Here is a 14,506-nt window from a genome sequence, read left to right on the forward strand (position 1 = left end):
GCATCTAAGCATGAAGCCCCCCTCAAGATGAGATTTCCCATAGTGTTAAACTAGTAAGATCCCTCGGAGATGACGAGGTTGATAGGTCAGAGGTGGAAGCATGGTGACATGTGCAGCTGACTGATACTAATCGATCGAGGACTTAACCAAAATACTTCGAAGATGAATGTAAATGCGTTATCTAGTTTTGAAGGAATGAATCCTTTAACATAGTCTAGTGGCGATAGCGAAGAGGTCACACCCGTTCCCATACCGAACACGGAAGTTAAGCTCTTCAGCGCCGATGGTAGTTGGGGCATTGCCCCTGTGAGAGTAGGACGTCGCTAGGCATTTATTCCGCAGTAGCTCAGTGGTAGAGCTATCGGCTGTTAACCGATCGGTCGTAGGTTCGAGTCCTACCTGCGGAGCCATTGCTTCCATAGCTCAGCTGGTAGAGCACTTCCATGGTAAGGAAGAGGTCAGCGGTTCGAGCCCGCTTGGAAGCTTAAAAAAGAGATATTGTAAATTGGCCCGTTGGTCAAGCGGTTAAGACACCGCCCTTTCACGGCGGTAACACGGGTTCGAATCCCGTACGGGTCACCATTTTCGGAGGATTAGCTCAGCTGGGAGAGCACCTGCCTTACAAGCAGGGGGTCGGCGGTTCGATCCCGTCATCCTCCACCATTTTAATATATATATTTGCCGGTGTAGCTCAGTTGGTAGAGCAACTGACTTGTAATCAGTAGGTCGTGGGTTCGACTCCTATCGCCGGCACCATCTTCATTTAATGATGGAGGGGTAGCGAAGTGGCTAAACGCGGCGGACTGTAAATCCGCTCCCTCCGGGTTCGGCGGTTCGAATCCGTCCCCCTCCACCATTTACATATGCTCATAAGCCTTTATTCTTTCTTTGGACAAGTTCAAAAGGTTGAAGTAGGCTATTTTTATGAAGTTACTTATTTATTTCCTTAGATTACACATAATTTATGTGCTAACTGAGCAAGATACTAGGGTAATAAAATAAATATAATTCCGTGTTTTGATAACATTTGAAGATGAGAAAGACATACTATATTAAGAATACATTAATACTTAGTAATGTCGACGATATTTCGTGATATTTCCTACTGAAATATCCCAAAATATCCTCTTGCGGTGATTTTTCTTGATGTTTATTCAGGAAGACTATTCACGTAGCAAAATCAATGGGCTATAGCCAAGCGGTAAGGCAACGGACTTTGACTCCGTCATTCGTAGGTTCGAATCCTGCTAGCCCAGCCATTTTAGAGCCATTAGCTCAGTTGGTAGAGCATCTGACTTTTAATCAGAGGGTCGAAGGTTCGAGTCCTTCATGGCTCATCTCAAGCGGAAGTAGTTCAGTGGTAGAACACCACCTTGCCAAGGTGGGGGTCGCGGGTTCGAATCCCGTCTTCCGCTCCATGAACTACTTCTTTTTCATATGTGGGGCCTTAGCTCAGCTGGGAGAGCGCCTGCCTTGCACGCAGGAGGTCAGCGGTTCGATCCCGCTAGGCTCCACCAATTACATATAACTAACAATAAACCTATCGAGGTTTATTTTTTTTGCATAAACCCCACATTTGGGCCCATACTGTTCCCTTTATTCCTGCATATATATACATGATTTTGTTGAGTTGAGTCATTCTATTAAAAGTAGGTACAATAGTGTATGGGAGAAGGAGGTTCATAAAAAATGAAGAAGGACATTTCCATTATTGGTGTACCCATGGACTTAGGCCAAATGCGCAGAGGCGTTGACATGGGGCCAAGTGCCATCCGTTATGCGGGTGTAGTTGAACGATTAGAGAGACTTGATTATGATATAGATGATTTAGGTGATATTGAGATTACACGCCCTACCCGTGAAGAAATTGCTAACGATGAAAATCTAAAGAACCTTGAAAAAGTATCTGAGGCGAATGAAAAGCTTGCTGCAACAGTAGATGAGGTCATTCAAGGTGGAAGGTTCCCACTTGTCCTAGGTGGTGACCATAGTATTGCGATTGGTACACTCGCGGGTGTAGCGAAGCATTATCAAAACTTGGGGGTTATTTGGTACGATGCTCATGGAGATTTAAATACAGCAGATACTTCACCAACCGGTAATATACACGGAATGCCGCTTGCTGCAAGCCTTGGAATTGGTCATAAGAGATTGACAGAGATCGCTGGCTATGGTCCTAAAGTAAAGCCTGAAAACATAGTCATCATTGGTGCAAGATCACTTGATGATGGTGAGAAGGAGTTAATTAAAAAATTAGGAATCAAAGTATATACCATGCATGAGATTGATCGTTTAGGTATGACAAAGGTCATGGAAGAAACTATTGCTTATCTAAAAGAAAAAACAGATGGTGTTCACTTATCGTTGGATTTAGATGGTCTGGATCCGCATGATGCACCAGGTGTAGGAACTCCAGTTCTTGGGGGTATTAGTTATCGAGAGAGCCATCTAGCGATGGAAATGTTAGAGGAATCAAAATTGATTACTTCTGCTGAAGTTGTAGAAGTTAATCCAATTTTAGATGATAAAAATAAAACGGCTTCTGTGGCGGTAGCTTTAATGGGATCTTTATTTGGAGAAAAACTATTATAATACCATACAGTATCTCAAAACAAGGGATACTGTTTTTTTATTTTAAAGATTTGAATTTCTTAGCACATAAACCAACCAAAATTTGTTAAAATGAAAATTATGGAGAAAATGAAACCTTTTAAGAAATGAATCGTAAATAATGATACCCGCGAGTAGAGCGGAGGTATACAAAATGGAGACAATCATTAAAAACAGAATAAGACAGTTAAAAAATGGAGATCAGAATGCATTTGCGGAAATAGTAGAATTTTACAAAGACAAGGTTTTTCAGATATGCTATCGTATGCTTGGGAATCGACATGAGGCAGAGGATATTGCACAGGAAGCCTTTATTCGGGCATATGTAAATATCCATAGCTATGATTTGAATAAAAAGTTTTCGACATGGCTATACCGAATTGCAACGAATCTGTCGATTGACCGCATTCGAAAGAAAAAACCTGATTATTACTTGGATGCCGAGCTTGCAGGGTCAGATGGACTAACTATGTATTCCCAAGTTGCTGCAGATGTAACACTACCAGAGGACGAGCTTGAGACGATGGAGCTACAAGAATTAATCCAAGCGGAGATACTGAAGCTTCCAGATAAGTATCGTTCGGTTATTGTTTTAAAATACATCGAGGAGTTTTCACTAAAGGAAATTGGTGAAATTCTTGACCTGCCAGTGGGTACGGTAAAAACAAGAATTCATAGGGGCCGAGAAGCTCTACGAAACCAACTTCGACATGTATAGGGGTGAGAAAAAATGAACTGTTCAGAAAAACACATGGTTACGTTAATGCATAATTACCTAGATGAAGACATTTCTGAAGAGGAAGAGAAGCTACTACGTGAGCATTTGCATGCCTGCGAATCCTGTAATCAACATTTTCATGAGCTAAAGAAGACAATTGCGTTGGTACAAAGTACTTCTCATATTTCTGCACCTGATGATTTTACATTAAAGGTCATGCAAAATCTGCCGAAGGAAAAACGCACTGTAAGCTTTAGACGTTGGTTCAGGGAGCACCCAATGCTATCAGCTGCTGCTCTCTTTCTTGTATTAATGGCAGGGAGTCTCTTTTCCGTCTGGAATGAAAGTGAGCAATTCTCTGTATCAAAACAACCTAACTTAATTGTTGAAAACAATACCGTCATTGTTCCTGAGGGTGAAACAGTGAAGGGGGATGTTGTTGTCAAGAATGGTAAGCTTGTGATAGAGGGGGACGTAGACGGAAATGTCACTGTGATAAACGGTGAGAATTATATGGCCTCTGCTGGAAATGTTACAGGGGAGGTTAAGGTAGTCAATCAAATGTTTGAGTGGCTTTGGTACCATATAAAAAAGGTAGGTACAGATGTCATCCACATTTTTGATGATGAAGAATAGGCCATCGGACACGGTGGTCTTTTTTTTTAGGGTAAAATTAAGCTTATCCACCTACCAATTTGTAATCGGTTAAGGAAAGATATATGATATAATATTATAGCTAACTATGCATGTTTGGATTATTTCATAGAGGAAGTGTGAGAATGTCATTTAATGAACTCCCATTACTAGGTTACCTTGGCATTTTTCTAGATGTTCTCCTTGTCTGGTATGTGATATATAAAATCTTATCCCTTATTCGCGGAACAAAGGCTGTACAGCTTTTGCAGGGGATTATTGTTATCGTTTTTATCCGCTTATTAAGTAGCCTGTTAGAGTTACATACTTTGTTTTGGTTAGTAGACCAGGTAATGGACTGGGGATTCTTAGCGATTATCGTTATTTTCCAACCTGAATTACGAAGGGCACTGGAACAGCTTGGCCGTGGTAAAATATTTTCAAGAAGTGGTAATGATGAAGAAGATCATCAGGTAAAATTAATTGAGGCAATTACAAAAGCCACTGATTATATGGCCAAACGCCGCATTGGTGCACTCATCTCGATTGAACGACAAACGGGGATGGGGGACTATGTGGAAACAGGGATTCCATTAAACTCAGCCATATCATCTGAGTTACTAATCAATATCTTTATTCCAAATACGCCTTTACATGATGGAGCCGTGATTATACAAAGAAACCAAGTAGCGGCAGCTGCATGTTATCTGCCACTATCAGAGAGCCCATTTATATCAAAGGAATTAGGAACTCGACACAGAGCAGCACTTGGAATTAGTGAGGTAACAGACAGCATTACGATCGTTGTATCAGAAGAAACAGGAAGTGTGTCTTTAACAAAGAACGGCGAACTACACCGGGATTTGAAACCTGATGCATTTCGAGATTTACTAAAACAAGAACTAATAACAAATGAAAGCATTACCTCTCATTCACTATGGCAATGGAGGGGGAAAAAGAATGGATAGATTAATCGATAACCGTTGGGTTACACGGATTATTGCATTGTTCCTTGCGCTACTCTTATTTGCATCTGTCAGCTTTGAGAACCAACCTGCTACAAAGAGTCCTGCAGGGTTGCCATTATTTTCAAATTATACGGAAACACTAACGGAGATTCCGGTAAATACATACTATGACGATCAAAATCTAGTTGTATCTGGAGTTCCCCAATATGTAAACGTAACGATAGAGGGTCCATCAGGCGTAACTAAAAGAGAAGGTCTCCAAAAGGAAATTGAAGTATATGCAGACCTAACTCAGTTATCAGTTGGTACCCATAAGGTAAAACTACAATATCGAAATATCTCTGAAAAAATAAAAGTAAAAATTGATCCTGCTGAAATTACTGTTGTCATTCAGGAAAAAGTAACAAAGGAATTCCCGGTTGAAGTGGACTTTGTCAACCGTGACCAAGTAGTTGAAGGGTATACAATCGAAGAGCCAGTGGTCTCACCTCGAGTAGTCAAAATAACTGGAGCTTTAGAGGAAATTGAGAGAGTAGCTATCGTAAAAGCTGTTGTCGATCTAAAGGGAGTAACGAAAGATTTTACACAGGAATCAAGGGTAGCTGTTTATGATAAAAATCAAAATGTATTGTCGGTAACAGTGGAACCAAATGTTGTAGAAATTGCGGTTCCGATTGTCAGTCCAAATAAATCAGTATCTCTTACCCTTAAGCAAAAAGGAAAACTTCCGGATGGGTTAAGCTTAGTCAATATTACACCAACGCCAAATCAAGTTACGATATTTGGTCCGAAAGATGTGATTGACGAAATTTCATCTATTGAAGCTGAAATTGACCTAGATAATATAAGAGAAGACTCTACGATTGAAGTGAAGGTTCCGGTACCAAAAGGGGTTTTCCAAGTATCCCCTGAAAAAATTGAAGTAGCAGTTGATATCGAAGAAGAGATATCGGAAACCTTCTCGGATTTATCAATTAGAAGTTTAGGCTTAGGAACCCAATTTGCACTTGCGTTTTTAGACCCTGAAGCAGGGACACTCAATTTAGATGTGCAAGGTGCACCAAGTGTCATAGAAGGGACAAGTCCTACAAATTTTGATGTGTTTATTGATGTGACCAATCTCGGGGTTGGTGAGCATGATATAGATATAGAAGTCAAAGGCCCAGACAATGTTACGTGGGCATTACCTCAAGAAAAGGCAAAGATACGAATTACGGAAATTGAAGAGTAATTGAAGTATCAGCAAAAGGAGAGATCATTTAAAATGGGAAAATATTTTGGTACAGATGGTGTACGAGGTGTTGCAAATAGTGAACTAACTCCAGAGCTTGCATTTAAGGTTGGAAGATTTGGAGGTTATGTGTTAACAAAGGATAAAGAACGACCAAAGGTATTAATTGGCCGCGATACTCGTATTTCAGGTCATATGCTAGAAGGCGCACTCGTTGCAGGTCTATTATCAATTGGAGCAGAAGTCATGCGTTTAGGTGTTATTTCCACTCCTGGTGTTGCATTTTTAACAAAGGCTCTAGGAGCTGAAGCTGGTGTCATGATTTCTGCTTCACATAATCCAGTACAAGACAATGGGATTAAATTCTTTGGTCCAGATGGCTTTAAGCTTTCTGATGAACAGGAAAATGAAATCGAGGCACTTTTAGACTTACCAGAAGATCAGTTACCACGTCCAATTGGAGCTGATTTAGGTCAAGTGAATGATTATTTTGAAGGTGGCCAAAAATATCTTCAATTCCTAAAACAAACAGTGGAAGAGGACTTCACTGGAATCCATGTAGCACTGGATTGCGCCCATGGTGCGACATCATCCCTAGCTACGCATTTATTTGCTGACTTGGATGCGGATATTTCTACAATGGGAACATCTCCAAATGGTTTGAATATTAATGATGGTGTAGGTTCTACACATCCTGAAGCCCTTGCAGCCTTTTTAAAGGAAAAAGGAGCAGATGTTGGACTAGCCTTTGATGGTGATGGCGACAGACTTATTGCGATCGATGAAAATGGAGAAATTGTTGATGGTGACCAAATCATGTACATATGTGCAAAGTATATGAAAGAACAAGGTCGTTTAAAGCATCAAACTGTTGTATCAACGGTTATGAGTAATTTAGGCTTTTATAAAGCATTAGAAGAAAACGGAATTGAAAGTGTTCAAACAGCGGTAGGCGATCGCTATGTTGTAGAAGAAATGAAGAAGAGTGGTTATATTCTAGGTGGAGAACAATCTGGACATATCATTTTCCTTGATTACAATACAACTGGTGACGGACTATTATCAGGTCTACAATTAGTGAATATTATGAAGAGCACAAAGAAACCTTTATCCCAACTTGCAAGTGAAATGAAAAAATTCCCGCAATTGCTAGTGAATGTAAAGGTAACAGATAAATATCATGTAACGGATAACCCAGTCATTAAAGAAGTTATCGAACAGGTTGAAGCTGAAATGAATGGAAATGGTCGTATTCTAGTACGTCCTTCCGGAACCGAGCCTTTAGTAAGGGTAATGGCAGAGGCTCCAACAGAAGAGCTTTGTAAAGAATACGTAGAGCGTATCGTTTCTGTAGTAAAAACAGAGATGGGAATCGAATAAAAAAATAATATACGTGTTTAAAAAGGAGGGTGAAAAGGACCGCGTCGACAAGAACGCCACATCCTGTGGAATTGTCGACACTAGCACGTCCTGTGCGTCGAAATTTCAAGGCGGCGCAGCTTTGAGTACCGGAGCGTATGCAGTTAATACGTGAGTAACGGAAAAGCAAGCCAACGCAGAAATTCGATGCGTCATTTTAAGCCGACTTTTTGAACTTCATATAATACATTTTCATTAAAAATATGCATACTTGGCACAAATAGGACCAAGTATGCATATTTTTTAGTATACATGGAAAATAAATGCCATGTTATGATTGACGAGTTTAGAGATTGTGTTGTATTATTGTTCTTGTTCAAATTTTTGTAAAGGAGGGTTAAAAATAGTATTCCTAATTAAAGCGCCAGAACTAAACCATGAACGGAAGAAATAACAATGCATAGGCTATTGTTATAGGTTTAGTTGACGAGGTGGAGGTTTATCGAAAATTCGGCGGATGCCTCCCGGTTGATTTCAATCACGACCGAAAGTCCTTTTAGTCAAAACAGAGGGGTGACTCTCTGCACAAACGGAAGGATATGATTGAGTAAAAGAGATAAATATGGAAAAAAAGGGGCAAGATAGCCCCGTGCTTTCTTGTTCCCTTTTTTAGGGAGGAAACTTATTATGTGCGGAATTGTAGGTTTTATTGGACATCAAGACTCGAAAGAGATTTTATTAAAGGGACTAGAAAAGCTTGAATATCGCGGCTATGACTCAGCTGGAATCGCAGTAATGAATGATGAAGGTGTACATGTTTTTAAAGAAAAAGGTCGTATTGCGATTCTTCGTGAGGCTGTAGATCAAAGTTTATTTGCTACTGCAGGGATTGGACACACTCGTTGGGCTACACATGGTGTGCCAAGTAGAGTCAATGCACACCCACATCAGGCGTCAACTGGACGATTCACTCTTGTTCATAATGGCGTAATTGAAAATTACAGTCAGCTTAAGAATGAGTATTTACAAAACGTTGAGTTACTAAGTGATACAGATACAGAAGTTGTTGTTCAGGTATTAGCTCAATTTGTAAACCAAGGGATGGAAGTAGAAGCGGCTTTCCGAAAAACATTAAGCCTACTAAAAGGTTCCTATGCAATTGCAATGCTTGATGAGCAAAACAACGAAACAATCTATGTAGCGAAAAACAAAAGTCCCCTTCTTGTAGGTCTTGGCGACAACTTTAATGTTGTAGCAAGTGATGCAATGGCAATGCTACAAGTAACCGATCAATATATCGAGTTAATGGATAAAGAAATTGTCATTGTTAAAAAAGAGTCTGTCACAATTAAAAATTTAGCGGGTGAAATGATCAGCCGTGCCCCATATACAGCAGAGCTTGATGCAAGCGATATTGAAAAGGGAACTTACCCACACTATATGCTAAAGGAAATTGACGAGCAGCCTTTAGTCATGAGAAAAATAGTTCAAGAATATCAAGCTGAAAGTGGCAAGTTAGCGATTGATCCTTGTATTGTTGAAGCGATGAAGGACGCAGATCGAATCTATATTATTGCTGCCGGAACTAGTTATCATGCTGGTCTTGTTGGGAAACAATTCATTGAAAAAATGGCGCACATTCCTGTAGAGGTTCATATTTCTAGTGAATTCTCATACAACATGCCTTTATTATCTGAGAAACCATTATTCATCTTTATCTCACAAAGTGGTGAAACAGCAGACAGCCGTGCTGTGTTAGTACATGTAAAAGAAATGGGCCATAAGTCCATTACCATTACAAATGTACCTGGTTCCACCCTTTCTCGTGAAGCTGATTATACGTTGTTATTACATGCAGGACCAGAAATTGCAGTTGCTTCAACAAAGGCTTATACAGCACAGTTAGCAGTACTTGCAATCCTTGCGTATGTAACAGCTGAATCAAAGGAGATAAAGGTTGGTATGGACCTTGTCAAAGAGCTTGGGATTATCGCAAACAGCATGGAGGCTCTGTGTGATGACAAAGAAGTAATGGAAGCTATTGCTTGGGAGTACTTCACTACTACTCGTAACTGCTTCTTCATCGGTCGTGCGATGGACTTCTTCGTTGGACTAGAGGGTGCCTTAAAGCTTAAGGAAATCTCCTATATCCAAGCAGAAGGTTTTGCAGGAGGAGAATTAAAACACGGAACAATTGCCTTAATAGAAGAAGGGACACCGGTTATCGCTCTAGCTACTCAAGAGCATGTTAACCTAAGCATTCGAGGAAATGTGAAAGAGGTTGTTGCACGTGGTGCACATCCATGTATCATTTCAATGAAGGGCTTAGAAACTGATGAAGACCGTTATGTGCTCCCAGAAGTTAATGAAATGTTAACACCACTTATCTCTGTTATTCCGTTACAGCTTATCTCTTACTACGCAGCACTACACCGTGACTGTGACGTAGATAAGCCACGTAATTTGGCGAAGAGTGTAACGGTTGAATAAAGAATATGCACTGTAAATTTAGGGTGTTAAGTAAAATAAATGTATGGAACCAATAAAGAATGTATGGAACCAGTAAAAAATGTATGGAACTAGTTAAAAAAATATGGAACTACACAATAAAGTCCCGATGGAAATCTATATCATCGGGACTTTTTATAAATTGGAGGTATCCTTATTGTTGACCTTAGGTAATCGAATAAAGTATGTAAGAAAAACAAATAAGTTAAATCAAGTTGAATTTGCAAAACTAATTGGTGTTTCTCAGGGAACCTTGAGTGAAATAGAGAAAGGTAAATATAACCCATCACTTGAGATAATCATATCTATACATAAGAATTTTAAGGTCGATTTGGAATGGTTGTTAGTGAATTCTAATGAAGTGAATGGTATAAAAAATACATACATATCAGTAGTTGAAGATAAGGAAATTGAACTATATACATTATTTAGAAAGTTGTCTAAGGATGATCAGGATGAAATTTTAGCAATTATGGATTTAAAAATAAAAAGGTATAACGGTTAGTTCAATAAAATATGGACTTTATGAAAGTATGGGATTGATTTATACTTTTCTTAAAAATAAGAACTACAAAACGGTGGATCTTAATTCTTGAGGAAGTTGACTATGATTATGCTTTATATGATATTTGCAAGAACGAGAATGGCAATATTAATTTTTAGTCTGCTCTTCTTTACATATAAAATACTACGAGACAAAATGAACTTTTACGGTTAGTAATACTTTACAATAATCTTATTCTTTATTGGGGTTGTCCTTTGGCAAAGTATAAGTTTTATAAATATAAGTTTTTATTTATTATCCAACTTGGTTAGTTAAATGTTTAAAAAAACTATTGGTTATAGTAATCCATCGGTGAAGATTAGTAATTAATCATTTTCAAAAATAAAGTAGCAGGATTTTAGGAGATGCTTATGAAAAATGGATAATAAGGATGAAGGTGTATCTGAAGAATTTAAAAGGGCTGTTGAAAGTCACTGTAAAAAATTAGAGCCAAATAATAAAGAAAATAACGCTTTATGGCACTTGATCAAAGAGATATGCGAAGATGAAAAAAATGAGGATACATGAGCTACAACATTAAGTGATTAACGAGTGCAAATTAACAATACACTCCTTTATCACAAAATCAAAGAAATAATGATCAAAACATAGCGAGACTATTTGAAAGATAAGCCCTCCTATAATACAAAGGAGATATGATTCGACAACAAGCTGCAATAGAAATTTAATATTATGGAGATTACAATGAGAAGAAAGAAGATAGAAAAACTGGATCAAGTAAAAGAATGTGAAAGAACAAATGCTAATCAACTCATAGCTTCACACTTAAGGAGAAGAAAAAACCATCCAAGCAAAAGAAGAGACGAAATTGAAGCGCAACACCAATTAGCTATTTACAGGTGGAAAAAAGCATTAGAGGATGGACATATTAGATATATCTCTAAACGAAAATGGTACTATGATTACACAAAGTTTTAGCAAACAATGAAAAAACAGCTCCGCAGTATAATACATAATAAGTCGATATACAATTTATAGACCAAAACTTTAAGTTGCCTAACAAAACCTGAAAATAATTTTTCGCGTCCTATGACATACCCTATATAAAGGGGGTGTCGAATTGATAAATTGGCTTCTTAATAGTTGGGTAGTATTACTTCTTATCGTTGCAATACCTATAATCCTCCTTAACCTATCCTCATCTACATCAAGGAAAATGCGGAAAGATATAAAAGAAAATCCATATGATCATCGGAATAACCCGCCTCCTCCACCGAGTGGAGGAATATTCTAGAAGATAAAATATTTAAGACAACAATATTAGAAGTACTTAATCTCATTAAAAAAAGTGATGAAGGTTTATTTGTAAACATATGCGTCGATCCAAGCAGGATTGGCGCATTTTGTTTATAACGAAGAGAAGGTAACAAGTTAACTGAACAATATAACTAGATGATTTAACAAACTATGCATTGCCAGAACTTGATTCATTATAAATTAGTCCCAATACTTTCGTAAAAGAACAGTAATAGGATATTTTATAAAAATTTGTAATATTACGTTATAATGAAACCGATTACTTATAGTAATATATGCTCTGATTCACAATCAGGGCAACGATAATCGCTCTTGTTTTTCCGTTCAGAAACAGTTCCTGTCGAGGAAGATACAGTAAGAGCATCAATTAAATACTCCCGTAGTCGGTGTTTTTCTGCTGGATTTAGTTTTTCAATAGCTTTAAGAATATCAGTGCTCTCACGGTCATCACCAACTCTTTATATTAGCTAAACCAATTATAGAACGTAGGTTCCTGTAAATCAAATTTTCAACAACAGACTTTAACAGAGCCTTTGCTAATGAAAACCCTTATAGTGGTGAAACATTAGAAAGGGTTAAGTGTAAGCATTAATAAGATATAAATTGGGGGTAGAAACATAATGAGGAGTGACAATAATAAACGAGAAAAAAGCAACATTGATACTGACGATGGATGGAATAGAGCATTCTATGGAAGTCCAACTATTGGGGGGATTATCGTTGTTGGAGCAATTGTTCTTTATTTTATACTCAGATAAATTTCTTCAATAAAAGATGTTAGTATAAATATAACTGCCAAAGGTTAAAAAATACTTGAGGTTAATTAAAATCAATAGGAATATTGTTCTAATAACCCATACTTCATTGTTGAAGTATGGGTTTCTATGTAGAGAATAGTAATTGACTCTAATTTATTTCGAACAATTCTATAATTGAGAACCTAAATATAATTTGTCTCGTCTAATAATTAAAAACTAAAAGGGGGCGAATAAATGTTTGAAATGGAAAGGGAACCTGATATATATAATGAAAATCTAGACAACGAAGAGAAAATCAAGTGGTTAATGGATCAGTACGGTCAAGAAGTTATCATGCTGGCTTATACATATGTGAAAGATAAGCAATTAGCAGAGGATATTGCTCAAGAAGTTTTTATAAAGTGTTTTGAGAAGTTAGATTCATTTAGGCATGAATCTTCATACAAGACATGGATTTATCGAATAACTATTAATAAATGTAAAGATGTTTTCAGGAGTTGGCATTATAAACATCTTATTTTTACCGATTTTATTAAGGTGAAAAAAGATAAAGCTGCATACTCGGCTGAGATTGAGAATATAAAGCGAGAAGAAAAATTATTGGTGGCAGAAATGGTTATGGGCTTACCAATTAAGTTAAGAGAGGTTATTATTCTATATTACTATGAGGATCTAAAAATTGACGATATAGCCAAGATGTTGGAGACCAAGGTTAATACGGTGAAGACAAGATTGCATCGAGCGAGGAATGTACTAGACAAAAAGATAAAAGGAGGCGAGCCTAATGGAAGATAAGCTTAAGGAATTAAAAAGTACTTTAAGGGATTCTTTAACAAATGAAAAAAATATTCACTTTACTGAAGAACATAAGAATAGAGTCTTAAAAACTATTAAAATAAATTCTATACGAAACAATTTTTCAAGGTCGTTTAATAGCAGAATTCATCTGCTGTTTAGTGTAGTGATTACTTTTGTTTTATTAGTTGGTACGTATTTCATTGCAGGTATTGATGATATATTCTCTAAAAATGAAGCAGAGCAGATTTATAAAGGGCATGAAACGAGTAAAATCACTTCAAGCCCCAAAAAGGATATTTCACAAAACACCGTTATTGTTCCCCCTTCCCAGGAAGAAAATTACGTAGAAATTACAAAAGAGGAAGTGTACAAGAAACTATTATCATCAGATAAATTTGAAACTGCCAAAGGAGAATTCGAGTTGCACTATGAATATATTGACGGACAAAGTAGTACTGTCAATGTTAAATATGCGTTAAGTTGGGGTCAAGTGAAGGCTGGATTCAGCGAAGATACTAATCATGAGAAGAATAGTAAGGAAGACGATAAAAATTACACATATTTTGGTAATGGGAAGCTTTGGTCTATACAAGTTAATACCAAAACTTATAACGAAGGTAAGTATATAGAGGGTAGCCGCCCCCTTATCGGTCTAGCTCAAAATTCATTATTTCCACGAGAAATAACATTGAATTATTTAGGGGACTTTGAAAATTGGGAAATTGAAAATCAAAACGAAGAAATCCTTTCCCATAATTCAATTGTTATAAAAGGGGACTTAAATGAATACGCCGCAGAAAAACACAGCTCTAAAACATTTCGTTTTTGGATTGATAAAGATTCTGGAGTTCTCTTAAAATACGAAACATATAATAAAAAAGGCGAGGTTGTTGACTATTTATATCCAATTGAACTCCAAATAAATGTGCCAATAGATACAAAACTGTTCTTACCGAATTTAGAAGGCTACAAGAAGATTGAGTAGAATCTCCTTTAAAAAATAAAATAAAAATACAAATAATTATACATTTCAACTAATTAGTATTATAAATTCAATTGTTGTCATTTACTTATTTTACTATCAACATTGATGTCTTAAAT

At 37.3% G+C, this 14,506-nt stretch carries 13 protein-coding genes, 10 tRNA genes, 2 rRNA genes and 1 pseudogene; 25 read left to right on the top strand and 1 reads right to left on the bottom strand.

Annotated features, from left to right (window positions below):
* The 22 genes from ACFSFW_RS19160 to ACFSFW_RS19265 all read left to right on the top strand — a co-directional run.
* Positions 1-150: ribosomal RNA gene (locus ACFSFW_RS19160) — 23S ribosomal RNA — on the top strand; the annotation flags it as partial.
* A 63-nt stretch (positions 151-213) separates the two neighbouring features.
* Positions 214-329, top strand: a 5S ribosomal RNA gene (rrf, locus tag ACFSFW_RS19165).
* Between the two features lie 6 nt (positions 330-335).
* Positions 336-410: transfer RNA gene (locus ACFSFW_RS19170), tRNA-Asn, on the top strand.
* A gap of 2 nt (positions 411-412) precedes the next feature.
* Positions 413-485, top strand: a tRNA-Thr gene (locus tag ACFSFW_RS19175).
* A gap of 22 nt (positions 486-507) precedes the next feature.
* A tRNA-Glu gene (locus ACFSFW_RS19180) sits at positions 508-582 on the top strand.
* Positions 583-587: 5 nt separating this feature from the next.
* Positions 588-663 (top strand) — tRNA-Val (locus ACFSFW_RS19185).
* Positions 664-680: 17 nt separating this feature from the next.
* Positions 681-756, top strand: a tRNA-Thr gene (locus ACFSFW_RS19190).
* Positions 757-771: 15 nt separating this feature from the next.
* Positions 772-856: transfer RNA gene (locus ACFSFW_RS19195), tRNA-Tyr, on the top strand.
* A 328-nt stretch (positions 857-1,184) separates the two neighbouring features.
* Positions 1,185-1,259 (top strand) — tRNA-Gln (locus ACFSFW_RS19200).
* A 5-nt stretch (positions 1,260-1,264) separates the two neighbouring features.
* A tRNA-Lys gene (locus ACFSFW_RS19205) sits at positions 1,265-1,337 on the top strand.
* Positions 1,338-1,343: 6 nt separating this feature from the next.
* Positions 1,344-1,418, top strand: a tRNA-Gly gene (locus tag ACFSFW_RS19210).
* 23 nt (positions 1,419-1,441) lie between these two features.
* A tRNA-Ala gene (locus ACFSFW_RS19215) sits at positions 1,442-1,517 on the top strand.
* A 172-nt stretch (positions 1,518-1,689) separates the two neighbouring features.
* The gene (gene rocF / locus ACFSFW_RS19220) at positions 1,690-2,592 is read left to right on the top strand and encodes an arginase (protein ID WP_304220561.1); all 903 of its coding nucleotides are present in this window, start codon (positions 1,690-1,692) and stop codon (positions 2,590-2,592) included.
* 172 nt (positions 2,593-2,764) lie between these two features.
* Positions 2,765-3,328, top strand: a complete 564-nt coding sequence (sigW, locus tag ACFSFW_RS19225; RefSeq protein ID WP_121448404.1) for an RNA polymerase sigma factor SigW — start codon at positions 2,765-2,767, stop codon at positions 3,326-3,328.
* 12 nt (positions 3,329-3,340) lie between these two features.
* Positions 3,341-3,964 (top strand): anti-sigma factor family protein, encoded by a 624-nt coding sequence (locus ACFSFW_RS19230; protein WP_304220564.1) that lies wholly within the window; start codon positions 3,341-3,343, stop codon positions 3,962-3,964.
* Positions 3,965-4,107: 143 nt separating this feature from the next.
* Positions 4,108-4,929 carry a diadenylate cyclase CdaA gene (cdaA, locus tag ACFSFW_RS19235; protein ID WP_099354661.1) on the top strand — a complete coding sequence of 274 codons (822 nt, stop codon included), beginning with the start codon at positions 4,108-4,110 and terminating at the stop codon, positions 4,927-4,929.
* On the top strand, positions 4,922-6,160 hold the full coding sequence (locus ACFSFW_RS19240) for a CdaR family protein (RefSeq protein ID WP_304220567.1): 1,239 nt from the start codon (positions 4,922-4,924) through the stop codon (positions 6,158-6,160). Before cdaA ends, ACFSFW_RS19240 begins: the two co-directional genes overlap by 8 nt.
* Before the next feature lie 33 nt (positions 6,161-6,193).
* Positions 6,194-7,540, top strand: coding sequence for a phosphoglucosamine mutase (gene glmM / locus ACFSFW_RS19245; protein ID WP_304220569.1), 1,347 nt, complete (start codon positions 6,194-6,196; stop codon positions 7,538-7,540).
* Between the two features lie 666 nt (positions 7,541-8,206).
* Positions 8,207-10,009, top strand: a complete 1,803-nt coding sequence (gene glmS / locus ACFSFW_RS19250) for a glutamine--fructose-6-phosphate transaminase (isomerizing) (protein WP_304220571.1) — start codon at positions 8,207-8,209, stop codon at positions 10,007-10,009.
* Positions 10,010-10,184: 175 nt separating this feature from the next.
* The gene (locus ACFSFW_RS19255; RefSeq protein ID WP_388040602.1) at positions 10,185-10,532 is read left to right on the top strand and encodes a helix-turn-helix domain-containing protein; all 348 of its coding nucleotides are present in this window, start codon (positions 10,185-10,187) and stop codon (positions 10,530-10,532) included.
* Positions 10,533-10,949: 417 nt separating this feature from the next.
* The gene (locus ACFSFW_RS19260) at positions 10,950-11,099 is read left to right on the top strand and encodes a hypothetical protein (RefSeq protein ID WP_388040604.1); all 150 of its coding nucleotides are present in this window, start codon (positions 10,950-10,952) and stop codon (positions 11,097-11,099) included.
* Positions 11,100-11,276: 177 nt separating this feature from the next.
* Entirely contained in the window at positions 11,277-11,510 is a 234-nt protein-coding gene (locus ACFSFW_RS19265) for a hypothetical protein (protein ID WP_388040605.1), read from the top strand.
* A 608-nt stretch (positions 11,511-12,118) separates the two neighbouring features.
* On the opposite strand, the pseudogene ACFSFW_RS19270 reads toward ACFSFW_RS19265, so the two are convergent.
* Positions 12,119-12,277, bottom strand: a pseudogene (locus tag ACFSFW_RS19270) (IS1595 family transposase); the annotation flags it as partial.
* 192 nt (positions 12,278-12,469) lie between these two features.
* Between ACFSFW_RS19270 and ACFSFW_RS19275 the strand changes: the two are divergent.
* The 3 genes from ACFSFW_RS19275 (at position 12,470) to ACFSFW_RS19285 (ending at position 14,390) form a co-directional block, all read left to right on the top strand.
* Entirely contained in the window at positions 12,470-12,607 is a 138-nt protein-coding gene (locus tag ACFSFW_RS19275; protein WP_388040606.1) for a hypothetical protein, read from the top strand.
* A 234-nt stretch (positions 12,608-12,841) separates the two neighbouring features.
* Positions 12,842-13,402, top strand: a complete 561-nt coding sequence (locus ACFSFW_RS19280; RefSeq protein WP_388040608.1) for a sigma-70 family RNA polymerase sigma factor — start codon at positions 12,842-12,844, stop codon at positions 13,400-13,402.
* The gene (locus ACFSFW_RS19285; RefSeq protein ID WP_388040610.1) at positions 13,392-14,390 is read left to right on the top strand and encodes a sigma-E factor regulatory protein RseB domain-containing protein; all 999 of its coding nucleotides are present in this window, start codon (positions 13,392-13,394) and stop codon (positions 14,388-14,390) included. Before ACFSFW_RS19280 ends, ACFSFW_RS19285 begins: the two co-directional genes overlap by 11 nt.
* The last annotated feature ends 116 nt before the right edge of the window (positions 14,391-14,506 follow it).

Source organism: Ferdinandcohnia salidurans (assembly GCF_042680725.1).
Taxonomy (GTDB): domain Bacteria; phylum Bacillota; class Bacilli; order Bacillales; family Bacillaceae_L; genus Ferdinandcohnia; species Ferdinandcohnia salidurans.

Coding starts and splice junctions, on each gene's coding strand:
- rocF (WP_304220561.1), top strand. CDS start 1,690: ATGAAGAAGGACATTTCCATTATTGGTGTACCCATGGACTTAGGCCAA.
- sigW (WP_121448404.1), top strand. CDS start 2,765: ATGGAGACAATCATTAAAAACAGAATAAGACAGTTAAAAAATGGAGAT.
- ACFSFW_RS19230 (WP_304220564.1), top strand. CDS start 3,341: ATGAACTGTTCAGAAAAACACATGGTTACGTTAATGCATAATTACCTA.
- cdaA (WP_099354661.1), top strand. CDS start 4,108: ATGTCATTTAATGAACTCCCATTACTAGGTTACCTTGGCATTTTTCTA.
- ACFSFW_RS19240 (WP_304220567.1), top strand. CDS start 4,922: ATGGATAGATTAATCGATAACCGTTGGGTTACACGGATTATTGCATTG.
- glmM (WP_304220569.1), top strand. CDS start 6,194: ATGGGAAAATATTTTGGTACAGATGGTGTACGAGGTGTTGCAAATAGT.
- glmS (WP_304220571.1), top strand. CDS start 8,207: ATGTGCGGAATTGTAGGTTTTATTGGACATCAAGACTCGAAAGAGATT.
- ACFSFW_RS19260 (WP_388040604.1), top strand. CDS start 10,950: ATGGATAATAAGGATGAAGGTGTATCTGAAGAATTTAAAAGGGCTGTT.
- ACFSFW_RS19265 (WP_388040605.1), top strand. CDS start 11,277: ATGAGAAGAAAGAAGATAGAAAAACTGGATCAAGTAAAAGAATGTGAA.
- ACFSFW_RS19275 (WP_388040606.1), top strand. CDS start 12,470: ATGAGGAGTGACAATAATAAACGAGAAAAAAGCAACATTGATACTGAC.
- ACFSFW_RS19280 (WP_388040608.1), top strand. CDS start 12,842: ATGTTTGAAATGGAAAGGGAACCTGATATATATAATGAAAATCTAGAC.
- ACFSFW_RS19285 (WP_388040610.1), top strand. CDS start 13,392: ATGGAAGATAAGCTTAAGGAATTAAAAAGTACTTTAAGGGATTCTTTA.